The organism is Knoellia flava TL1, assembly GCF_000768675.1.
GTDB classification, from domain to species: domain Bacteria; phylum Actinomycetota; class Actinomycetes; order Actinomycetales; family Dermatophilaceae; genus Knoellia; species Knoellia flava.
Genome location: NZ_AVPI01000042.1, coordinates 1 through 21,364 on the forward strand (window position 1 = coordinate 1; position 21,364 = coordinate 21,364).

Below are 21,364 nucleotides of genomic sequence, written 5' to 3' on the forward strand. Positions count from 1 at the left end.
TACCCGCGGCCACACTTGGGCGTCAAACCCGTGCCAGCCTCAGCCAGCTACCGGACTCGATCGCGCTTGGATCTTCGCGGGGCTCCCACTCTAGCAGCCTTCCGACTGCCTCCCAAACCGGCTCTCACCGACTCGGTCTTGCGGGGTCAGACCTAGGGACCGGCCTACTTCGCGCTGGGCCTCAAGCCCTGCACCGTGGTGTCCGTTCCTCCCTCTCGGGCTGACGTCGAGAACATTAGACGACATTTCCGGTGAACTCCAAATCCGCGCATTTCCGCAGGTCAGGGCGTTGGAGAACGCCACCGGCCCCGCACCGTGCCTCGAGGGCGACGGTGCGGGGCCGGCATACGGCGGCGTTTCCTGGCGTCACATGGGGACGACGTTGACGAGCCTGGGTGCACGGACGATGACCGTGCGCACTCCCCCGGCGGTCGCGTCGACGACCTTGGGCAGAGCGAGCGCCTTCTCGCGGAGCTCGTCCTCGGTGATGTCCGACGCCACCTCGAGACGGTCGCGCACCTTGCCCCTGATCTGGACGACGCACGTCACCGTGTCCTCGACGAGCAGGGCCGGGTCCGCCACCGGGAAGTCGGCGTGCGTGAGCGACTCCGCGTGCCCGAGCCGCGACCACAGCTCCTCCGCGATGTGCGGCGCGAGCGGCGCGACCATGAGGACGAGTTGCTCGGCGGCGTCGCGCGGCACACGCTCGAGCTTGGTGAGTGCGTTGTTGAGCTCGATGAGCCGGGCGATCGCGGTGTTGAAGCCGAGCTCGTCGTAGTCGCGACGCACCGCGTCGATGGTGCGGTGCAGGACCCGGAGGGTGGCGTCGTCCACCGGCTCGTCGACGACGCGGACCTCACCGCTCTCCTCGTCGACGACGTTGCGCCAGAGCCGCTGGAGGAAGCGCTGGGAGCCGACGATGGCGCGGGTGTCCCAGGGCTTGCTCTGGTCGAGCGGCCCCATGCCCATCTCGTAGAGGCGCAGGGTGTCCGCGCCGTAGGCGGCGTACATGTCGTCCGGGGACACCATGTTCTTGAGCGACTTGCCGATCTTGCCGAACTCGCGCGTCACCGGCTGGCCCTGCCAGGTGAAGGACACCGCGCCCGAGTCGCCGACGACCTCCTCGACCTCGCTCGCCTCGACCGGCTGGCCCCGGTCGTCTCGGTAGGCCGGCGCCTGGATGTAGCCCTGCGAGAAGTACGTCCGGAACGGCTCCTCGCTGCTCACGTGGCCGAGATCGAAGAGCACCTTGTGCCAGAAGCGCGCGTAGAGCAGGTGGAGCACCGCGTGCTCGACGCCACCGATGTAGAGGTCGACGCCACCGGGGTCGACCGTGCCCTTGGGCGCCCCGGCGACCGGCGTCTCGCGCGGACCGATCCAGTACTCCTCGGTCGCCGCGGAGACGAGCTCCTCGCGGTTCTCCGGGTCGAGGTAGCGCAGGTAGTACCAGCACGAACCCGCCCAGTTGGGCATCGTGTTGGTCTCGCGCCGGTAGCGCTGCACCCCGCGCCCGTCACCGAGGTCGAGGTCGACCTCGACCCACTCGCGGACCCGACCCAACGGCGGCTCTGGCTCGCTGGCGGCGTCGTCGGGGTCGAAGGTGCGCGGGCTGTAGTCGGGCACCTCGGGGAGCTCCACGGGGAGCATCGACTCGGGCACGCCGTGGGCGACCCCGTCTGCGTCGAAGACGATCGGGAACGGCTCGCCCCAGTAGCGCTGCCGCGAGAAGAGCCAGTCGCGCAGCTTGTAGCTCACCGTCGCCTCGCCGTGCCCTCGCTCGACGAGCCAGTCGATCATCGCGGCCTTGGCCTCGGCGACGGGCTTGCCGTTGAGGTCGATCTCGTCGTTGGCCGAGTTGATCGCCGGGCCCTCGCCCGTGAACGCCTCGTCCTCGGGGTGACCCTCGGTGGGCTGCACCGTGCGGATCCGGGGCAGGTCGAAGTTGTCGGCGAAGTGCCAGTCGCGCTCGTCCTGGCCGGGCACCGCCATGATCGCGCCGGTGCCGTAGCCCATGAGGACGTAGTCGGCGACGAAGACCGGGATCTCGGCGCCCGTGGCGGGGTTGACGGCATACGCGCCGGTGAAGACGCCGGTCTTGTCCTTGCCCTCGATCTGTCGCTCGACGTCGCTCTTGCGGGAGGCGGCACGCCGGTATGCCGTGACCGCGGCCTCGGGGCTCGCCTCGCCTCCCGTCCACGCCGGGTTCGTCCCGGGTGCCCACTCCCCCGCTGGCACGAGGGCGTCGACGAGCGGGTGCTCGGGCGCGAGGACCATGAAGGTCGCGCCGAAGAGGGTGTCGGGCCGGGTCGTGAAGACCTCGATCGGGTCGACCTCGGGCAGGCCGGCCACCGGGAAGGCGACGCGGGCGCCGTGGCTGCGGCCGATCCAGTTGCGCTGCATGGCCTTGACCTTGTCGGGCCACTGCACGCGGTCGAGGTCGTCGGCAAGCCGGTCCGAGTAGGCGGTGATCCGCATCATCCACTGGCGCAGGTTGCGCTTGAAGACGGGGAAGTTGCCGCGCTCCGACCGGCCCTCGTTGGTGACCTCCTCGTTGGCCACGACCGAGCCCAGGCCGGGGGCCCAGTTGACCGGGGCCTCCGAGGCGTAGGCGAGACGGTGGCTGTCGACGATGTCGGCCTGCTCGGCAGGGCTCAGGTCGGCCCAGTCGCGGCCGTCCTCCGCCGGCAGGGGACGTGCGCCGCTGGCGTACTCCTCGACGAGCTCGGCGATCGGCCGGGCCCGCCCGCGGCCACCGTCGGCGCGCTCGGCCTCGGTGTCGTACCAGGCGTTGAAGATCTGCAGGAAGATCCACTGCGTCCAGCGGTAGTAGTCCGGGTCCATCGTGCGGATGGCGCGCCGGTTGTCGAGGCCGAGGCCGAGGCGGCGCAGCTGCCGGGCCATGATGTCGATGTTGGCCTCGGTGGTGACGCGGGGGTGCTGACCGGTCTGGACGGCATACTGCTCGGCCGGCAGGCCGAAGGCGTCGTAGCCGAGGCAGTGCAGGACGTTCTTGCCGAGCATCCGGTGGTAGCGCGAGAAGACGTCGGTGGCGATGTAGCCGAGCGGGTGCCCGACGTGGAGGCCGGCGCCGCTCGGGTAGGGGAACATGTCGAGGACGAGCATGTGCCCACCGGAGTAGGACGCGACCTTCTCGGGGTCCGCGAAGGGACCGGAGGGGTTCGGCGCGTCGAAGGTGCCCTCCGCCTCCCAGCGGTCCTGCCACGCCAGCTCGATCCGGTCGGCCAGCTCGGCCGTGTAGCGGTGCGCGGTCTCGCTCATCTCATCCTTGCCTTCTCGAAGTCCTACGGCTGGCTGCCCACGAAAAAACCCCTCTCGCAGGAGGGGTTGGCCGCGGTGACGTCCGGGTTCGGACGGTCAGCGCGGCTCGGGAAGGAGCTGCAGCCCTGCCATGGCGTCAGGGTATCGCAGGGCTGCGGCTCCCCCGCAGGCTCGGTCAGTGGTGGTACTGGTGCACGACGGCGTGGCCCTTGCCGCGGCCGATGAGCCAGCGGTTGACGGGCACGGTGACGACGAAGGCCACCGCCAGCGCGAAGGCGAGCGCACCCCAGAAGAGCCAGGTCCCCAGGCCCGCGTCCATCGCACCCGGGACGACGAGCATGATCGCGTTGTCGATGACCTCCATGACGGTGATCGACACCGTGTCGGCGGCGAAGGCGACGCCCAGCGCGGTCGCGAGGGGCACTCCGGCCCGCAGGACGGGCGTGATCGTCAGCGCGTAGCCGAAGACGAACGCGAGCACGACGGCCAGGATGATCGTCGCGAGGTTCGACAGACCGAGCGCGGTGCCGACGGCGAGACCGAGGACCTCACCGATCGCACACCCGGTGAGGCAGTGCAGCGTGGCGCTCGCCGCCTGGGACCAGGAGGCCCGGCTCGTCGTGTGCTGCCCGTGGACGTGGTGTGGGGTCGAGGCGTTCATGATGCGGGTAACCATACCCTAGGGGGGTATATTCCGTCGAGAGTCGGCGATCTCGCTACGCTTCGCCGATGAGCGAGTCCGACGCCCCGGACGCCGAGGGCGACCCTGTCGTCGCGTTCCACCTGTGGCCGCCCGTGGCGGTGGGCGGGCCGCTCGTCCTCGGGCTCGTCCTCACCCGTGGTCTCGGCGATCCCTTCGACCTCGGGACGTGGCGCATCCCGGTCGGGTGGACGGTCCTCGCGGCCTTCGTCCTCTGGAACGGGTGGGCGCTGCTCCTCTTCGCGCGGCACCGGACCGGGCTGCTTCCGGGGCAGGCGACGAGGCGGATCCTCACGCAGGGGCCGTTCGCGCGCTCACGCAACCCGCTCTACGTGGGGCTCCTCGCGCTCCACCTCGGGCTGGCACTCCTCGTGCCGTCGAGCTGGGCGCTGCTCCTGCTGCCGGCGTCGGCGGCACTCCTGCACTGGGGTGCCATCAGGCCCGAGGAGCGCTTCCTCACCGAGATCTTCGGTGACGAGTACACCGCGTATGCCGCGCGGGTGCGCCGCTGGCTGTGACCTCACCGCCGCTGGCGCGGCGCCGGTGAAGCGCGGCTCAGAGACGCTCGCGCAGCCAGGCGAAGTCGGCCTTGTGGTCCTCGGGCCCGCCCGGTGTCTCGCAGACGACCGGGGCTCCGGCCGAGCGGACGACACCGGCGAGAAGGTCGGCGTCGATCTGCCCGGTCCCGAAGTTGGCGTGGCGGTCGGCGCCGGAGTCGAAGGCGTCGCGGCTGTCGTTGCAGTGGACGAGGTCGATCCGCCCGGTGATGGCAAGGACGTCGTCGACGACCGTCTCGAGCGGGTTGCCGCCGGCGTGGGCGTGGCAGGTGTCGAGGCAGAAGCCGACCTGCTCCGCCTGCGACGCGGAGCCGATGGCGTCCCAGACGCGGGCGATGCGGTCGAGGTAGCGGGCCATCGCGTTGTCTCCTCCCGCGGTGTTCTCGAGGAGGAGCGGCACCTTGAGGTCGGTCGCTTCGACGGCCTTGCGCCAGTTGTCGAAGCCGACGTCCGGGTCGTCCCCCTTGCTGACGTGTCCGCCGTGGACGATGAGGCCCTTGGCGCCGACCGAGGCCGCCGCGTCGACGTGCTGCTGGAGCAGCTTGCGCGAGGGGATGCGGATGCGGTTGTTCGTCGTCGCGACGTTGATGACGTAGGGGGCGTGGACGTAGAGGTCGACCCCCGCCGCCTCCGCGTCGGCCCGCAGGCCGTCGGCTCCCCCGGCATACCGGATCTCCGGGCCCTTGTAGCCCTGCGGGTCGCCGAGGAAGAACTGCACGAGGGTCGTCCCGCGGGCGGCCGCCTCGGCGAGCGGGTCGGTCTGGTCGACGTGGGCACCGATGGTCAGCGACATGCCGACCAGTCTAGGAACGACCCCTGTCAGCGGCGGCGAGCACCGGGGTCCGCACCGGCAGCGGGTCGAACTCGAGCGTGCCGTCGTCGACACGTCTCGCGGACATGAGGCGGAGGTCCGCGAAGTAGTTCTGGCGCACCGTCCACGGCTTCGCCGTGCCCTGCTTGGGCAGGAGGTGGCGCGACCGCTCGAGGTAGCCCGAGGTCAGCTCGAACGGCGGCGTCCCCTCGTCGAGCGCCGTCTCCGGACGGGGCGTCGCCGATGCCGTCCCGGTCGCGCGCAGGTGCTCGAGGACGGCGCAGACGAACCTCGACGTGAGGTCGGCGCGCAGCGTCCACGAGTTGTTCGTGTAGCCGAGGCACACGGCCAGGTTGGGGACGCCGTCGAACATCGCGCCCTTGTAGAGGAAGTGCTCGTGCGGGAGGAAGGGCGAGCCGTCGACGCTGAACGCGATTCCGCCGGCGACCTCGACCCGCAGACCTGTCGCCGTGACGACGGCGTCGGCCTCAAGCTCGGTCCCGCCGTCGAGCCGGATCCCGGTGGGCGTGAACGCCTCGACCGTGTCGGTGACGACGGAGGCGCGCCCCGACCGGATCGCCGCGAAGAGGTCGCCGTCGGGCACGACGCACAGCCGCTGGTCCCACGGGTCGTAGGTCGGCGTGAAGTGTGCGCGCACGATGTCGTCGCCGACGAGGCGGGCGTTCGCGCGGGCCAGGGCGCCTCGCACCGCCCGCGGGAACCGCCGCGACGCCTCGAAGAGGCCGACGTTCTGGAGGACGTTCTTGCCCCGGACGGCACGCCGCGCCGCGCGCTCGGGCAGCATGCGGTGCAGCAGCCCTCCGACACGGTCGATCGCCGGGAGCGGCAGGACGTAGGTCGGGCTGCGCTGGAGCATCGTCACGTGCTCGGCCCCGCGCTCCGCGAGCGCCGGCACGAGCGTCACCGCCGTGGCGCCGGACCCGATGACGACGATCCTCTTGCCCGCCGGCTCGAACGCCTCGGGCCAGAACTGCGGGTGGATGATCGGGCCGTCGAACTCGGCGCGCCCGGGAAAGTCGACGACGTGCCCGGTGTCGTAGGAGAAGTAGCCGGTGCAGACGTAGAGGAACCTGGCCGTGTGCTCGACGAGCCCTTCGACCGTCTCCGCCTTGACCATCCAGCGGCCGGCGCCAGAGGACCAGGCCGCCGAGATGACGCGCTGGTCGTGGTGGACGTGCTCGTCGACGCCGTACTCGGCCGCGGTGTCGCGGATGTAGTCGCGGATCGCCTCACCGGTGGCGAGCACGTCGCTGCCGGTCCACGGCCGGAACGGGTAGGCGAACGTGTGGACGTCGGAGTCCGACCGCACCCCGGGGTAGCGGAAGAGGTCCCACGTCCCACCGAGCGCGGGACGCGACTCGAGCACGGCATACGAGACCGCGGGGTCCATCCGGCTCAGCCTGCAGGCCGCGCCGACCCCGGACAGGCCGGCTCCCACGACGAGGACCTCGACGTCGAGGCTGCGCATCGCACTCCTGACCCTGGGCGGCGTGGACAGCCACATGAAACCACGCTCCCCGAGCCCCCCACCGGCCGGGACGGTGGTGCCGGCGTCCATCCGTGCGTGCGAGCATGAGGCCCCATCACCGACCTCCCGGGACCCCTGCGTGCTGCTCTTCGCCCTCATCGCCCTGACCGTCGTCGGGCTCCTCACCTTCTGGCTGCACCGGCGCCTCGTCGTGGCGCCGGGTTGGGCGACGCGGTGGCGGTATGCCGTCTCGCTCGCGATCGTCGCCCTCACCGCTCTCGCGGTGGTCACCGCCGCGGGCGGGCTACGGTGGGGCACGGCCGACGACACGCGGGTGACCGCGGCGGTGGCGCTCACCTGGCTCGTCGTCGCGCTCTACCTCGCGATCGGGCTCGCCGCCGCGCAGCTCGTCGCCGTCGTCGTGTGGCTCGCCACCCCGAAGGAGCGCAGGCGCTCGGTCCTGCGCGGGTTCAACCGGGCCGTCGCGGCGGTCGTCACGGTCGGGGCGCTGGGCACGACGGCATACGGGGTGGTCGAGGCGACCGACCCCGTGGTGACGCGCACGACGCACCGTTCGGCGGAGCTGCCCGCGGCCTTCGACGGGACGACCGTCGCGCTCGTCACCGACCTGCACGCCGGGGTCGTGCACGGCCAGGACTTCGCGCGCACCGTGGTCAAGCGGGTCAACGCCGCCAAGCCCGACCTCGTCCTCCTCTCGGGTGACGTCGTCGACGCGCCCTTCGAGCGGCACCGGGCCGAGATCGCACCGCTGGCCGATCTCGTGGCGCCCCTCGGGGTCTTCGCGGTGACCGGCAACCACGAGATGTACACCGGCTCGACCGCCGAGTGGGTGGCCGAGTGGAAGCGGCTCGGCATCACCGTCCTGTCGAACTCCTCGCAGGTCGTCACCCGTGGCGCGGACACCATCCGGGTCGCCGGCGTGCACGACCGGGAGGGCACGGGTGAGTTCGCCCCCGACCCGGAGCGGGCACTCGCCGACACCGGCGACGCGTTCACCCTGTATGTCGCGCACCAGCCGGTCATGGCCGAGGTCTCGGCCGACCGGGGCGTCGACCTCCAGCTGTCCGGGCACACCCACGGCGGGCAGGTCTGGCCCTTCGAGCTCCTCGTGCCGCTCCAGCAGCCGATGGTCGAGGGCTTCGCCGTCATCGACGACGTCCCGGTCATCACGAGCCGGGGCGCCGGCACGTGGGGTCCGCCCGTGCGCGTCGCCGCGGCTCCCGAGATCCCGCTCATCACCCTGAGGAGGAGCTGACGTGTCCGACCCCGTGGCCCCGGACGGGCCCCTCTACCGCTCGGTCGTGCGACCCAGCACCCCGCTCGTCGTCGTCGGCGCCGTCGTGGCCGGCGTCGGCGTGCTCACCGGGCTGCTCGTCGCGGCCATGGGCGGGGCGTCGGTCGTCCTCGGAGGCGTCGTGCTCGCCGCCCTCGTCCTGCTCGGCTGGCTCGTGGCCCGCGGCCCGGTGCGGGTCACGGTCACCCGCGAGGCGGTGCGGATCGGCTACCCCCTCGCCTCGCGGACGATCCGCATCTCCGACGTCACCGACGTCGGCGCCGGGGACCACGTCGACGGCGTCGGCTACGGCTGGGGCGTGCGCTGGGAGGGCCGCGGCAAGTGGGCCTACCGGGTCGGCGGTCCCATGGCGACCCTCGTGCACCGTGGTGGCCGCCTCGGTGTCTCCGTCGCCGACCCGCACGAGTTCGTCGAGGCCGTCGTCGACGCCCGCCAGGACATCGCGTGAGCGGCGTCGTCGTCGGCGAGGACGGTCTCGCGCGGCCGGCGTGGGCCTCGGTCGACCCGATGCTGCGCGACTACTACGACACCGAGTGGGGCATGCCGGTCCGCGACGAGCGCGGCGTCTTCGAGCGCCTGTCGCTCGAGGCCTTCCAGTCCGGGCTCTCCTGGGCGACGATCCTGCGCAAGCGGCCGGCCTTCCGGGAGGCGTTCGCGGGGTTCTCGCCGGACGCCGTCGCCGGTTTCGGGGACGACGACGTCGAGCGGCTCATGGCCGACGCGGGCATCGTCCGCAACCGGGCCAAGGTGCTCGCCACCATCCAGAACGCCCGCGCGACCCTGGCGCTGCGCGAGGACGCGGACGGCGACCTCGCGGCATACGTCTGGTCGTTCCGGCCCGAGCGGACGCCGCGGCCGCGCACCCACGCCGATGTCCCGACGACCTCCCCGGAGTCGCTGGCGCTCTCGAAGGGGCTCAAGCGCAAGGGCTTCACGTTCGTCGGCCCGACGACGATGTTCGCCCTCATGGAGGCGATCGGCATCGTCGACACCCACCTCGTCGACTCGCACCGGCGCGGCACGTCCGGCGTCTGGCCGAACTGAGCGCACATCGCGGCCGGTCCGTGCGAGGCTCCAGCCGTGACCGACGACCCGCACCCCGACTTCGCCCGCGAGAGCTTCACCAGGCGCGGGGTGACGCACGAGGTCCTGCGCTCCGGGAGCGGGCCCGCCGTCATCGTCGTCGCCGAGATCCCCGGCGTCACCCCGCGGGTGCTCGACCTCGCGCGGAAGGTCCGCGACCTCGGGTGCACGGTCGTGCTGCCGGTGCTCTTCGGACGGGTCGGACACGACGCCCACCCCGACTCCGCAGGCCGCCTCGGGTCGGCCACCGCGATGGCTCGCGCCGGGGTGTCGGTGTGCGTGAGCCGCGAGTTCACCCTGCTCGCGACCGGCCGGACCTCGCCGGTCGTCCCGTGGCTGCGTGACCTCGCCGCGGCCGAGCACCAGCGGTGCGGTGGGCCCGGCGTCGGTGCACTCGGCATGTGCCTCACGGGCGGGTTCGCGCTGGCGATGGCGACCGACGAGCGCGTGCTCGCGCCGGTGCTCGCCCAGCCGTCGTTGCCGCTCGGGCTCACCCCGTGGCAGCGGAGGTCGATCGACGTCTCCCCCGACGAGCTGGCGGTCGTCGCCCAGCGGTGCGCTGCCGGGCTGCAGGTGCTCGGGCTGCGCTTCGCCGGTGACCGGCTCGCGCCGAGGGAGCGGTTCGCCTTCCTCGAGCGGACGCTCGGCGACGCCTTCGTCGCGATCGAGCTGCCGGACTCGGCGGCCGACCCCCACGGCGCGATGCCGCCACACTCGACGCTCACCGAGCACCTCGTCGACTCCCCCGGCGAGCCGACCCACGAGGCGCTCCAGCAGGTGCTCGACCTCTTCCGGACGCGGCTGCTCGGAGCCGGCTGATTCCGGGGACACCGCATCCTCGGACCCGTGATCAGTCCGGGCTGGGGAAACGGACGTCCTCGAGCGGGCCTCCGTAGAGCCGCCTCACGACGACGAGCTGCAGCAGGAGCCACAGCACCCCGGCGCCGACACCGCACATCGCCGTCCACCACCCGGAGAGGGACGCCGCCGCCCCCAGCAGCCCGCCGAGGGCCCCCGCGACGAGCGTGTTGATGACCATGACGAAGAAGCCGGTGCTCCCGACAACCTGTGCGGGCAGGGTGCGGCGCTCGCCGACGGCGAACGTCGCCATGAGGCCCGCGTCATCGTCATGGGTCGACGCCGTGAGATAGGGCCTGATCTCGGGTGCGAGCTCGACGTAGGCCGCCCGCAACCGGTTCATCGCCCGCACGAGCTGGACGTCCTCCGCACTCGCCATGGCGACACGCATCGCGGTGAGGGTCCCGAGCACGAGGGACGCCAGCGCGAAGCCGATGGCGATGCCGAGAAGCGACCGGTCGAACCCCACCCCTTGGGCCACGAGGGCCAGGACGACGAGGAACGCCGAGACCACGGTGAGGAGGATCGAGATCCGGCTCATGACCTCGCTCCATGTCATCGAGCGGGTGCCCAGCAGGCTCCAGTGCTCGGTGGCCAGGATCGTCGCCAGCTCGGGCCGGGGCCGCGCCTCGTCACCCGTTGCCTCGTCGTCCGTCGCCATGACGTCGAGTGTCCTCGCGAGCGGCCCGACGGAGGGGCAGAACGACGAAGGGCCGGACACGAGGTGTCCGGCCCTGTCGTTCGGTGGAGCATAGGAGATTCGAACTCCTGACCTCTTCCATGCCATGGAAGCGCGCTACCAACTGCGCCAATGCCCCGAGTTGCCCCGGTGGGACGTCGCCCGAAGGCGACTGCGAAAGTTTACGACGCCATCCGCCCGTCACCAAATCGGGGTCAGGCGAGCCCGTCACCGGCGGCCGAAGCCGTTGCCGCGGACTGGTTCCACGTCTGGATCCGCCATCCCGCGCGCCCCTCGACGAGCTCGGCCCAGTGACAGTTGCCGAGCCCTCCGAGCGCGAGCCACGACGTGCGCTGGTCGATGCCGACGAGGTCGGCCGCGAGCGCGCGCCCGGCGACGCCGTGGGTGGCGACGACGGCGCACTCCCCCGGCGCGAGGTCGGCGAGCAGCGCCTCGACACCCTCGCGGCAGCGCGCGGCGACGTCGGCCACCGACTCGCCGTGCCCGCCCCGCCTGAAGTCGTCTCCGCGCAGCAGCCTGTCCATGTCCTCGGGGTAGCCGGCACGCACCTGCTCCCCGGTGAGCCCCTGCCACGCACCCGCGTGGATCTCGCGGAAGCGCTCGTCGGTCGAGAACGGTATGCCGTCCACGCGCGCCACGGTCTCGCCCGTCACCGCGGCGCGGGACAGGTCCGAGGCGACGACGCGCACCGGCGAGAACGCGGCGAGCACGCGGGCCGCGGCAGCCGCCTGCTCGACGCCGCGCGCGGACAGGGGCGAGTCGAGCTGCCCCTGCCAGACGCCGGCGGCGTTGTGGGTGGTCTCGCCGTGCCGGAGCACGAAGAGGCGCCGTGGTGCGTCGCCGCGCATGACCCGCTCGTTGGGGCCCGGGGTCACCGGCCGCCCTGCTCCGTGCCGACGGCGCCGAGGTCGACCTCGGGGCAGTCCTTCCAGAGGCGCTCGAGCTCGTAGAACTCGCGCTCCTCGTCGTGCTGGACGTGGACGACGATGTCGCCGAAGTCGATGAGGACCCAGCGGCCGTCGCGCTGGCCCTCGCGACGCACCGGCTTGGCGCCGAGCTCACGCAGGGAGTCCTCGACCTCGTCGACGATGGCGCCGACCTGGCGCTCGGTCTCGGCCGAGGCGATGACGAAGATGTCGGTGATCGCGAGCTGCTCGCTCACGTCGATGCCGACGATGGTGGTGGCGAGCTTCTCGGCCGCCGCGTGGGCGGCGGCGCGAGCGAGCTCGAGGGAACGGTCAGTGGCTGGCACGGGACTCCTCGTCCTGGTCCGTCGCCGGGGCCGAAGGTGCGTCGAACGACGCAGCCGACCTCCCGGCATACAGGTGGTGTTTGTTGATGTACTGGACGACGCCGTCGGGCACGAGGTACCAGACCGGCTCGCCGTCGGCGACGCGGTCACGGCAGTCCGTCGAGCTGATCGCCATGGCGGGCACCTCCTGGAGGGTGACCCGGTCCTGCGGGAGGCCCGACTCCGAGAGCTCGTAGCCGGGGCGGGTGACGCCGATGAAGTGCGCGAGCTCCCACAGCTCGTCGACGTCCTTCCACGACAGGATCTGCGCGAGGGCGTCGGCGCCGGTGATGAAGAACAGCTCGTCCTCGGGGTGCTGGGCCCTGAGGTCGCGCAGTGTGTCGATCGTGTAGGTCGGGCCCTCGCGGTCGACATCGACGCGGCTCACGAGGAAGTGCGGGTTGGACGCTGTCGCGACGACGGTCATGAGGTAGCGGTGCTCCGCCTCACTGACGACCTTGTCGGCCTTCTGCCAGGGCTCACCCGTCGGCACGAAGATGACCTCGTCGAGCCCGAAGAGCGACTGCACCTCCGACGCCGCGACGAGGTGGCCGTGGTGGATCGGGTCGAACGTCCCACCCATCACGCCCAGGCGACGCCGCCCAGTGCTCAGTGGTGACCCTGGTCGTGCATCGTCCCGCCGTGGGCGTGGGCGAGCTCGGTCGAGTGGTGGTCGTTCTTCTCGTCCACCGGCGTGTGCCGCTGAGCGGTGCCGCGGAAGGCCCACGTCACGCCGAGCAGCAGCGCGAAGGCGACGAGGGCGAGGACCCCGAAGGCCCACGGGGGCATGGGGAGCTCGTGGGTGGCGGCTTCCTCTGCCAGGACACGGGCGGCGTGCGACGTCATGACGAGCAGCCTACCGGTCCCGTTGTCCACGGGCTCCGTCCACAGGCTTGTGCACACACGCGTGGCGAAGGGCCCGATCCTGTGGACGACACGCGCGGGTGTCGACACTCGCCGAGAAACGCGCCGGATCATCTTGCGCCGCAACCGTGTTGGGCGATAGACAGGTGCTCACGAACAACCGCTCGGGCACCCGAGGCAAGGGCGGAAGTCGGGTCGAAGGAGAACGGCGTGCCACCGAACCCGGTAGACGGGGCGGATGGGGGGTCACACCCCCAGTCGCGAGCGACATCGCGGGGCGTGCCGCGGCCGACGGCCAGAGTCGAAGTTCTTCCCGGTGATGCCGGGACGACGCCACTGTCGCGTGGCACCCTCGGCGGGTCCACCCGTCGGAAACGACCGGCTCAGTAAGGGCTAGCCCCAACGCCGAAGGCCCCCGATCTCATACGTCGGGGGCCTTCGGTGGTGTCTGGGCTCGCGGCTCGCGCGCGGCACCTACGCTGAACCCCATGTCCGCGCCCGCTCCCGCCGTCACGCTGAGCATCGTCATCCCGATGTTCAACGAGGAGGCCGTCCTCCCGCTGCTCGTCGAGAGGCTGCGCCCGCTCATCGACGGGATGGGCACGGCATACGAGGTCGTCGCGGTCGACGACGGCAGCACCGACGCGACGCCGGTCGTCCTCGAGCGGCTGCGGCGCGAGTGGCCGGAGCTGCGCATCGTGCGGCTACGGGCCAACGCCGGCCACCAGGCGGCAATCTCGGCAGGGCTCCAGCGAGCTCGTGGGGACTACGTCGTCACCCTCGATGCCGACCTCCAGGACCCGCCTGAGGTCATCCCGGAGATGCTGCGCATCGCCCGCGAGGACCACGTCGACGTCGTCTACGGCGTGCGCGAGGACCGGTCGACCGACACGGCCTTCAAGCGGTGGAGCGCGCGCCTGTTCTACCGGGCCATCCGCCGGCTCGGCGCCGTCGACGCCCCCGCCGACGCGGGTGACTACCGGCTCATGTCGCGCGCGACCGTCGACGCCGTGAACTCGCTCCCCGAACACAACCGCGTCCTGCGCTTCGTCGTGCCCGGTCTGGGCTTCCCGTCCGGCTCGGTCGGCTACACCCGCGAGGTGCGCGCGGCGGGCACGTCGAAGTACCCGCTCGCCAAGATGATCCGGCTCTCGATCGACTCGGTCACCGGGTTCTCCCACGCCCCCCTGCGCTTCGCGACGTGGCTGGGTCTCCTCGGCGGTCTCGCCGCGCTCGGCGTCCTCGTGTATGCCGTCGTCGCCCGCCTCCTCGACCACGCTCTGCCCGGATGGACGTCGACGGTCGTCATCGTCGCGGCGGTCGGCGCGGTGCAGCTGCTCGCGCTCGGCATCCTCGGTGAGTACGTCGGTCGCATGTATGCCGTCATGCAGGCCCGCCCCACCTACTTCGTCGCGCACGACTCGCTGGACGGCGACTCGCTGGAAGCGGACCGGTGAACCGGGCCCGGCTGGCCGCCGCCGGACTGCTCGTCGGCGCCCTCCTCGGCCTCGCCGGCTGGTTCCTCGCCGGCCGGGACGACGAGCCGCCGCCGGACACCCGGGCCCGCACCTCCGGGGGCGCGCTGACCTTCACGCTGCCCGAGTCGTGGCGCACCCTCGAGTGCGAGACCGACGAGGGCGACTGCGTGCGCGTCGCGACCCCCGACATGGCCGAGGAACAGGCGGCAACCGTGTCGTTCCTGCCGCCGAACCCGGTCGAGGGCACCCCGGTCGACGCGCTGCTGGCCCCCGACGTCGCCGTGCCGGGCCGCACGCGGATCACCGTCGACGGGCTGCCGGCCATGCGGCTCGACCCCGGCGACGCGGGCCAGGACACGATCCTCGTCGCCGGCCGGGCTCGGGTCGAGGCCGGATCCGTCTTCATGGTCGTGTGCCCGCTGGGCGTTGACGCCGACCGCGCACGCGACCTGTGCGACCGGGTGGTGCGCACCCTCAAGGTGACGCGCTAGCCCTCGCTGCGCCGGCAGCGCGGCGACCGAGCGGTCAGCGGACCTGGCCGTCGCCCTCGACGATCCACTTCGTCGTCGTCAGCTCCGGCAGCGCCATCGGGCCACGGGCGTGGAGCTTCTGGGTGGAGATGCCGATCTCGGCGCCGAAGCCGAACTCGCCGCCGTCGGTGAAGCGGGTCGAGGCGTTGACCATGACCGCGGCCGCGTCGACCTCGGTCGTGAACCGACGAGCGGCCGCACGGTCCTCGGTGACGATCGCCTCGGTGTGGCCGCTCGAGTGGGCGCGCACGTGCGCCAGCGCCGCGTCGAGGTCGGGCACGACACCGACGGCCATCTCGAGCGCGAGGTACTCGGTGTCCCAGTCCTCCTCGGTCGCCTCGACGTGGGGTATGCCGGCCGCCTCCGCCGCGCTGCCGGCCGCCGCGTCCGTGTGGAGCACGACTCCCGCACCGGACAGCTCGGCGAGGACCTTGGGCAGGAACTCGTCGGCGAGCGAGGCGTGGACGAGGAGGGTCTCGGCGGCGTTGCACACGCTCGGCCGGTGGGTCTTGGCGTTGACGGCGATCGCGAGCGCCTTGTCGAGGTCAGCGGCGGCATCGACGTAGACGTGACAGTTGCCGACACCGGTCTCGATGACGGGCACGGTGGACTCGGTGACGACCGTCTGGATGAGCCCCGCTCCCCCGCGCGGGATGATGAGGTCGACCTGGCCGCGGGCGGTGAGCAGCGCACGGACGGCGTCGCGTCCGCCCTCGAGGAGCCCGATGGCGTCAGCGGGCAGTCCCTGTTCCTCGAGCGCCCGGCGCATCACCGTCACGAGGGCGCGGTTGGTCGACTCGGCGGCGGAGCCACCGCGCAGGATGACGGCGTTGCCCGACTTGAGGCCGAGGCCGGCAGCGTCGACGGTGACGTTGGGGCGCGCCTCGTAGATCATGCCGACGACGCCCATCGGGACCCGGACCTGGCGGATCTGCAGGCCGTTGGCGAGCGTCGAGCCGCGCACGACCTCGCCGACGGGGTCCGGCAGGGCAGCGATGTCGCGCAGCGCGTCGGCGACCGCGGCGACCCGGTCGCGGTCGAGGGTGAGGCGGTCCACGAGGCCCTCGGCCATGCCGCCGGCGCGCCCACGCTCGACGTCCTCGGCGTTGGCGGCGACGACCGCGTCGGTCTCGGCGTCGAGAGCGTCGGCCATGGCGCGCAGGGCGTCGTCCTTGTCGGCGCGGCTCAGCAGCACGAGACGACGCGACGCCTCACGCGCTCGGGCGGCGAGGTCCGAGACACGCGCGATGTCGGCCGGGTCGAGGGTGGCGACGGAGGGGGCAGCCATGGCAACCAGCGTAGGTCGAGGTGGGCGGACGGCATACGGGCATCTCAGGGATCCGGGCGGGGTGGGAGGATGGCCGCCGTGACGACGATCCTCAGCATCCAGTCCTCGGTCGCCTACGGCCACGTCGGCAACAGCGCCGCCGTCTTCCCGCTGCAGCGCCTCGGGGTGGAGGTCTGGCCGGTCCACACCGTGCACTTCAGCAACCACACCGGCTACGGCGCGTGGCGCGGACCGCTGCTGCCCGCCGACGACGTGCGCGAGGTCATCACCGGCATCGAGGAGCGCGAGGCGATGCCCGCGATCGACGCCGTCCTGTCGGGCTACCAGGGCGGTGAGGAGATCGGTGACGTCATCCTCGACGCGGTGGCGCGGGTCAAGAGCGCCAACCCGGACGCGATCTACGCGTGCGACCCGGTCATGGGCAACGCCAAGTCGGGGTGCTTCGTCCACCCGGCGATCCCGGTCCTCCTGCGCGAGCGGGTCGTGCCGCAGGCCGACCTCATCACGCCCAACCAGTTCGAGCTCGGCTTCCTCACCGACACCGAGCCCGAGAGCCTCGAGGACACGCTCGCGTCGGTCGAGGCCGCGCGCGCGATGGGCCCGTCGACCGTCCTCGTGACGTCGGTGCTGCGACCCGACCGCCCGGAGGACACCATCGAGATGCTCGCCGTCCACGGCGACGGGGCGTGGATCGTCCAGACCCCGCAGCTGCCGATGAAGGCCAACGGGTCGGGTGACGTCACGGCGGCGCTCTTCACGGCGCACCTGCTCGACACCGGCGACGCGGGCGTCGCGCTCGGCCGCACCGTGTCGAGCGTCTTCGACCTGCTGCAACGAACGCTCGACTCGGGCGCGCGCGAGCTCCAGCTCGTGCAGTCGCAGCAGGAGATCGCCGAGCCCAGGATGCAGTTCGAGGTCACGCGGCTCTTCTGACGGTCTCACCCACCGGGCCGGCCGGCATACGGAGGGAACGTTGAGGGTCCGGAGGGACATGTTCCCTCCGGACCCTCAACGTTCCCGCACGGGGAGCAAAAGCTGCGGTCAGAGGAGGACGAGGTCGTCGCGGTGGATGACCTCGCGCTCGTAGGCCGCGCCGAGGTCGCGCGCCAGGTCGTGCGTCGTCCGCCCGAGCATCGGCGGGAGCTCGCCGGAGCTGTAGTTGACGAGGCCGCGGGCCACCGCGCGGCCGTCGGGGGCGCAGACGTCGACCGGGTCACCACCGACGAACGTGCCCCGCACCTCGACGATGCCGGCGGGCAGCAGCGACGTGCGCCGCTTCGTCAGCGCGGTGACGGCGCCCTCGTCGACGATGAGCCGGCCACGGGGCGTCGTCGCGTGCGCGATCCAGAGCTGCCGCGAGGCGCGCGAACGCGACTGCGGTGCGAAGACCGTGCCGACGTCCTCCCCGGCGAGCGCGTGACCCGCGTCCGCGAGCCGCGACAGGACCGTGGGTATGCCGGCCGCCCCCGCGATGCCGGCCGACTCCACCTTCGTGGCCATGCCGCCGCTGCCGACAGACGAGCCGGTGCCGCCGATCTTGACGCCCTCGAGGTCGCCGGCGTGCAGGACCGCGGAGATCCGCGTCGAGCCCGGGCGTGACGGCGGACCGTCGTAGAGCGCGTCGACGTCGGTGAGCAGGACGAGGGCGTCGGCGCCGACGAGGTGGGAGACCAGGGCAGCGAGCCGGTCGTTGTCGCCGAACCGGATCTCGTGGGTCGCGACCGTGTCGTTCTCGTTGACGACCGGGACGATGCCGAGGTCGAGCAGCCGAGTCAGGGTGCGACGGGCGTTGGTGTAGTGCGTGCGGCGCGTGACGTCGTCGGCGGTGAGCAGGACCTGGCCGACGGTGAGCTGGTGCCGCGCGAACGCCCGCGCGTAGGCCGCGACGAGCGCGCCCTGTCCGACCGAGGCCGCCGCCTGCTGGGTGGCGAGGTCGCGCGGCCGTGAGCCCAGACCGAGCGGGCCGAGACCGGCGGCGATGGCGCCGGACGAGACGAGCACGACCTCTCCCCCACGCGCCCGGACCGAGGCGAGGTGGTCGACGAGCGCGACGAGGCGAGCCTCGTCGATGGCGCCGCCACCGGGCCCGGTGAGCGAGGACGAGCCGACCTTGACGACGACCCGGCGCGCACCGCCGACCGCGGCACGCAGCACCGCCTCAGTGCCCACCCCAGGACCTCATTCGTCGTCGTCGTCGCGGACCGTGGCCCAGTGACCGGCCTTGCGCTCGGCCGCGAGCTGGTCGCGCGCCGCGGTCTGGGCGTCCTTGCGGCCGTGGAACTCCTCACGCTTCTGGCTGCGCGTCTTGCGCTCGGACTCCTCGAGGCGGAGGTCCGTGCCGCGGGGGCCGGTGAGCAGCTCGGCGCCGGCAGCCATCGTCGGCTCCCAGTCGAAGATGACGGCGTTCTCCTCGGGGCCGATGACGACCGTCGAGCCCGCGACCGCACCGGCCTTGAAGAGCTCCTCCTCGACACCGAGGCGGTTGAGCCGGTCGGCGAGGTAGCCGACGGCCTCGTCGTTGGAGAAGTCGGTCTGGCGGATCCAGCGGGTGGGCCGGTCGCCGAGGACGCGGAAGATCTCGCCGTCGGAGGTGTTCTCGCGGCGCACGGTGAAGCCGGTGTCGTCGACGGCCTTGGGCCGGATGACGGCGCGCGGGCGCTCGACGATCTGCGCCTCCACCTCGGCACGGGCCTCGGCCACGTGCCTGGCGAGGCTGTAGGTCAGCTCCTTGAGCCCGATGTGGGCGACCGCGCTGACGATGTGGACCTCGAGCCCGCGCTCCTCGAGGTCGGGCCTGACCATCTCGGCGAGGTCGCGGGCGTCGGGGACGTCGGCCTTGTTGAGGACGACGATGCGCGTGCGCTCGGAGAGCGGTCGGCCGCCGAGGCTGTTGTCGGGGACGTAGGCCGCGAGCTCGGCCTCGATGACGTCGAGGTCGGTCATCGGGTCGCGACCGGGCTCGAGCGTCGCGCAGTCGACGACGTGGACGAGGACGGAGCAGCGCTCGACGTGCCTGAGGAACTCGAGGCCGAGCCCCTTGCCCTCGCTCGCGCCCGGGATGAGCCCGGGGACGTCGGCGATCGTGTAGCGCTCGCTTCCGGCGGTGACGACCCCGAGGTTGGGCACGAGCGTCGTGAACGGGTAGTCGGCGATCTTGGGCTTGGCCGCGCTGAGGACCGACACGAGCGAGGACTTGCCCGCGCTCGGGAAGCCGATGAGGGCGACGTCGGCGAGCGACTTGAGCTCGAGCACGATGTCGAGGGCCTCGCCGGGCTCGCCGAGGAGGGCGAAGCCGGGCGCCTTGCGGCGGGCCGAGGCGAGCGCCTTGTTGCCGAGGCCGCCACGACCGCCCTGGGCGACGACGAACCGGGCGTCGTGGCCGACGAGGTCGGCGAGGATCTCACCGGACGCGTCCTTGACGACGGTGCCCTCGGGAACGGGCAGGACGAGGTCGGCGCCGTCGCCGCCGTTGCGCTCGTCGCCGGCCCCGGGCTTGCCGTTGGTGGCGCGGCGGTGCGGGGTGTGGTGGTAGTCGAGCAGCGTCGTCGACTGCGGGTCGACCGCGAGGACGACCGAGCCGCCCTTGCCGCCGTTGCCGCCGTCGGGCCCGCCGAGCGGCTTGAACTTCTCGCGCTTGACCGAGGCCACGCCGTGCCCGCCGTCACCGGCCGCGACGTGCAGGACGACGCGGTCCACGAAGTTGACGGCCATCTCTCGGGTGCCTCTTTCTGGCGAAGGGAGTTCAGTCTAGGTGGGTGTGCGTCCCCGGGTCGGAGCCGTCCGGGACGGAAAGGCGCCCGTATGCCGTGTGGTGAGCACGCGGCATACGGGCGCCTTGTCGTGAAGCGGAGGTCACTCCGCGGAGACGGACTCCGCGGGGACGATGTTGACGACCTTGCGGCGACGCTTGGTGCCGAACTCGACGTTGCCCGCGACGAGCGCGAACAGCGTGTCGTCGCCACCGCGACCGACGCCGTCACCGGGGTGGAAGTGCGTGCCGCGCTGGCGGACGAGGATCTCGCCCGCGTTGACGAGCTGGCCGCCGAAGCGCTTGACGCCGAGTCGCTGTGCGTTCGAGTCACGACCGTTGCGGGTCGAGGACGCACCCTTCTTGTGTGCCATGTCTGCCTACCTTCGTGAGTCTGTGTTCTAAAGGTCCGGTCGCTCAGGCGTCGATCGAGGTGATCTTGACCTGGGTCAGCGGCTGGCGGTGGCCCTGACGCTTGCGGTAACCGGTCTTGTTCTTGTACTTCATGATCGTGATCTTGGGGCCCTTGGCGGCCTTGACGACCTCGGCCTTGACGGACACCTTGGCCAGCTTCGACGCGTCGGAGGTGACGGTCGAGCCGTCGACGACGAGGAGCGGGGTCAGGTCGATGCTGTCGCCGGCCTGGCCGACCTTGTCGACGAGGAGGACGTCTCCGACGGAGACCTTCTCCTGCCGACCGCCTGCGCGAACAATCGCGTACACGATGGGACTCACTTTCGGTTAAGAGGATGCGCGCCTTCGGGTGACCGGCTGATAGCTACCCCAGAACACAGGACATCGGCTCGGTGGGCGCACCGACTGTCGAGTTTAGCGGTCGCCCTCGGCCTGCTCCAAATCCTCGGGAGCGGACTCGGCGGGGGTCGAGGAGGTCTCGGCCGCGCGCGGCGGACCGGCGGGGGCGACGACCCGGCCACGCTTGCGGCGGGGCCGGACGACCGGCTCGTCGAGCTGGGCCGGACGCGCGACCGCCTGGACCGGCTCGGGCTGCTCGTCGGAGGTCCCGACCTCGGCGATGACGGTGGCGGGCGCGGTGGAGGCGGCGGGCGCGGAGTCCGCGGTGTTCGATGCGGGCGTCGCGTCCTCGGCGACGTTCTCGCCGGCGATGACCTCGGAGGCGGTCGACTCCGCGGCGGTGTCGGCGGTCCGGGTGGAGTCCTCGGCCGGGGCGCCCGAGCCCGGGGCGTCGGAGCCCGTGGCATCCGAGCCCGGGGCCTCCGAGCCCGGGGTCGCGTCGTCGTGCGCCGGCCCGGTGAGCTCGGCGACGTCGTCGTCGTGGTGCTCGCCGGACATCGACTTGATGGCGGCGGCGTGGGCCGCCGCGGCGATCTGCGCCGCGGTCGGGCCGCTGGGTG

Annotated in this window: 22 protein-coding genes, 1 tRNA gene and 1 pseudogene; 8 read left to right on the forward strand and 16 right to left on the reverse strand. The window is 72.1% G+C overall.

Annotated elements, in window-relative coordinates:
• Positions 1-366: 366 nt before the first annotated feature.
• Positions 367-3,279: a leucine--tRNA ligase gene (gene leuS, locus N798_RS12425; RefSeq protein WP_035948918.1), complete on the reverse strand. Its 2,913-nt coding sequence runs from the start codon at positions 3,277-3,279 to the stop codon at positions 367-369.
• 175 nt (positions 3,280-3,454) lie between these two features.
• Entirely contained in the window at positions 3,455-3,940 is a 486-nt protein-coding gene (locus tag N798_RS12430; RefSeq protein ID WP_035948920.1) for a DUF4396 domain-containing protein, read from the reverse strand.
• Between the two features lie 68 nt (positions 3,941-4,008).
• Here N798_RS12430 and N798_RS12435 point away from each other — a divergent pair, with 68 nt between their 5' ends.
• The gene (locus N798_RS12435; RefSeq protein WP_052117293.1) at positions 4,009-4,497 is read left to right on the forward strand and encodes a methyltransferase family protein; all 489 of its coding nucleotides are present in this window, start codon (positions 4,009-4,011) and stop codon (positions 4,495-4,497) included.
• A 37-nt stretch (positions 4,498-4,534) separates the two neighbouring features.
• Here N798_RS12435 and N798_RS12440 read toward each other — a convergent pair whose 3' ends face one another.
• Positions 4,535-5,329 (reverse strand): deoxyribonuclease IV, encoded by a 795-nt coding sequence (locus N798_RS12440; protein WP_035948921.1) that lies wholly within the window; start codon positions 5,327-5,329, stop codon positions 4,535-4,537.
• 10 nt (positions 5,330-5,339) lie between these two features.
• Complete coding sequence (locus N798_RS12445) at positions 5,340-6,836, reverse strand: flavin-containing monooxygenase (protein ID WP_035948943.1); 1,497 nt, start codon at positions 6,834-6,836, stop codon at positions 5,340-5,342.
• Between the two features lie 139 nt (positions 6,837-6,975).
• Between N798_RS12445 and N798_RS12450 the strand changes: the two genes are divergently transcribed.
• The 4 genes from N798_RS12450 to N798_RS12465 are packed head-to-tail and all read left to right on the forward strand — an operon-like array spanning position 6,976 to position 10,053.
• A complete protein-coding gene (locus N798_RS12450; protein ID WP_052117294.1) occupies positions 6,976-8,112 on the forward strand; it encodes a metallophosphoesterase in 1,137 nt (378 codons plus the stop codon).
• Between the two features lies 1 nt (position 8,113).
• Entirely contained in the window at positions 8,114-8,599 is a 486-nt protein-coding gene (locus N798_RS12455; protein ID WP_035948923.1) for a hypothetical protein, read from the forward strand.
• Positions 8,596-9,195 (forward strand): DNA-3-methyladenine glycosylase I, encoded by a 600-nt coding sequence (locus N798_RS12460; protein ID WP_035948924.1) that lies wholly within the window; start codon positions 8,596-8,598, stop codon positions 9,193-9,195. Before N798_RS12455 ends, N798_RS12460 begins: the two co-directional genes overlap by 4 nt.
• Positions 9,196-9,231: 36 nt before the next feature.
• Complete coding sequence (locus tag N798_RS12465) at positions 9,232-10,053, forward strand: dienelactone hydrolase family protein (protein ID WP_035948926.1); 822 nt, start codon at positions 9,232-9,234, stop codon at positions 10,051-10,053.
• 31 nt (positions 10,054-10,084) lie between these two features.
• Here the strand turns inward: N798_RS12465 and N798_RS12470 are convergent, their stop codons facing one another.
• The 6 genes from N798_RS12470 to N798_RS18185 all read right to left on the reverse strand — a co-directional run bounded on the left by N798_RS12470 (position 10,085) and on the right by N798_RS18185 (position 12,929).
• Complete coding sequence (locus tag N798_RS12470; RefSeq protein WP_035948945.1) at positions 10,085-10,753, reverse strand: hypothetical protein; 669 nt, start codon at positions 10,751-10,753, stop codon at positions 10,085-10,087.
• Positions 10,754-10,837: 84 nt separating this feature from the next.
• A tRNA-Ala gene (locus N798_RS12475) sits at positions 10,838-10,910 on the reverse strand.
• Between the two features lie 76 nt (positions 10,911-10,986).
• Positions 10,987-11,667 (reverse strand): histidine phosphatase family protein, encoded by a 681-nt coding sequence (locus N798_RS12480; RefSeq protein WP_229708711.1) that lies wholly within the window; start codon positions 11,665-11,667, stop codon positions 10,987-10,989.
• Entirely contained in the window at positions 11,664-12,044 is a 381-nt protein-coding gene (rsfS, locus tag N798_RS12485; protein WP_035948928.1) for a ribosome silencing factor, read from the reverse strand. Before rsfS ends, N798_RS12480 begins: the two co-directional genes overlap by 4 nt.
• Positions 12,031-12,696, reverse strand: a complete 666-nt coding sequence (gene nadD / locus N798_RS12490; RefSeq protein ID WP_268234570.1) for a nicotinate-nucleotide adenylyltransferase — start codon at positions 12,694-12,696, stop codon at positions 12,031-12,033. The genes rsfS and nadD overlap by 14 nt, the downstream gene beginning before the upstream one ends.
• Positions 12,693-12,929, reverse strand: a complete 237-nt coding sequence (locus N798_RS18185) for a hypothetical protein (protein WP_156971730.1) — start codon at positions 12,927-12,929, stop codon at positions 12,693-12,695. Before N798_RS18185 ends, nadD begins: the two co-directional genes overlap by 4 nt.
• Before the next feature lie 506 nt (positions 12,930-13,435).
• Here N798_RS18185 and N798_RS12500 point away from each other — a divergent pair.
• The gene (locus N798_RS12500) at positions 13,436-14,404 is read left to right on the forward strand and encodes a glycosyltransferase family 2 protein (protein WP_035948931.1); all 969 of its coding nucleotides are present in this window, start codon (positions 13,436-13,438) and stop codon (positions 14,402-14,404) included.
• Positions 14,401-14,916: a hypothetical protein gene (locus N798_RS12505; RefSeq protein ID WP_035948932.1), complete on the forward strand. Its 516-nt coding sequence runs from the start codon at positions 14,401-14,403 to the stop codon at positions 14,914-14,916. Before N798_RS12500 ends, N798_RS12505 begins: the two co-directional genes overlap by 4 nt.
• 34 nt (positions 14,917-14,950) lie before the next feature.
• Here N798_RS12505 and N798_RS12510 read toward each other — a convergent pair whose 3' ends face one another.
• A complete protein-coding gene (locus N798_RS12510; RefSeq protein ID WP_035948934.1) occupies positions 14,951-16,243 on the reverse strand; it encodes a glutamate-5-semialdehyde dehydrogenase in 1,293 nt (430 codons plus the stop codon).
• Between the two features lie 78 nt (positions 16,244-16,321).
• Between N798_RS12510 and pdxY the strand changes: the two genes are divergently transcribed.
• On the forward strand, positions 16,322-17,176 hold the full coding sequence (pdxY, locus tag N798_RS12515) for a pyridoxal kinase PdxY (protein ID WP_229708708.1): 855 nt from the start codon (positions 16,322-16,324) through the stop codon (positions 17,174-17,176).
• A gap of 108 nt (positions 17,177-17,284) precedes the next feature.
• On the opposite strand, the gene proB is transcribed toward pdxY, so the two are convergent.
• The 5 genes and pseudogenes from proB to N798_RS18425 all read right to left on the reverse strand — a co-directional run.
• Positions 17,285-18,412, reverse strand: a complete 1,128-nt coding sequence (gene proB, locus N798_RS12520; protein ID WP_035948936.1) for a glutamate 5-kinase — start codon at positions 18,410-18,412, stop codon at positions 17,285-17,287.
• 9 nt (positions 18,413-18,421) lie between these two features.
• Positions 18,422-19,954 carry a GTPase ObgE gene (obgE, locus tag N798_RS12525; RefSeq protein ID WP_035948937.1) on the reverse strand — a complete coding sequence of 511 codons (1,533 nt, stop codon included), beginning with the start codon at positions 19,952-19,954 and terminating at the stop codon, positions 18,422-18,424.
• Positions 19,955-20,095: 141 nt separating this feature from the next.
• Positions 20,096-20,365: a 50S ribosomal protein L27 gene (gene rpmA, locus N798_RS12530; RefSeq protein ID WP_035948938.1), complete on the reverse strand. Its 270-nt coding sequence runs from the start codon at positions 20,363-20,365 to the stop codon at positions 20,096-20,098.
• Positions 20,366-20,408: 43 nt separating this feature from the next.
• On the reverse strand, positions 20,409-20,714 hold the full coding sequence (gene rplU / locus N798_RS12535) for a 50S ribosomal protein L21 (protein ID WP_035948939.1): 306 nt from the start codon (positions 20,712-20,714) through the stop codon (positions 20,409-20,411).
• A 105-nt stretch (positions 20,715-20,819) separates the two neighbouring features.
• A pseudogene (locus N798_RS18425) lies at positions 20,820-21,364 on the reverse strand (hypothetical protein); the annotation flags it as partial.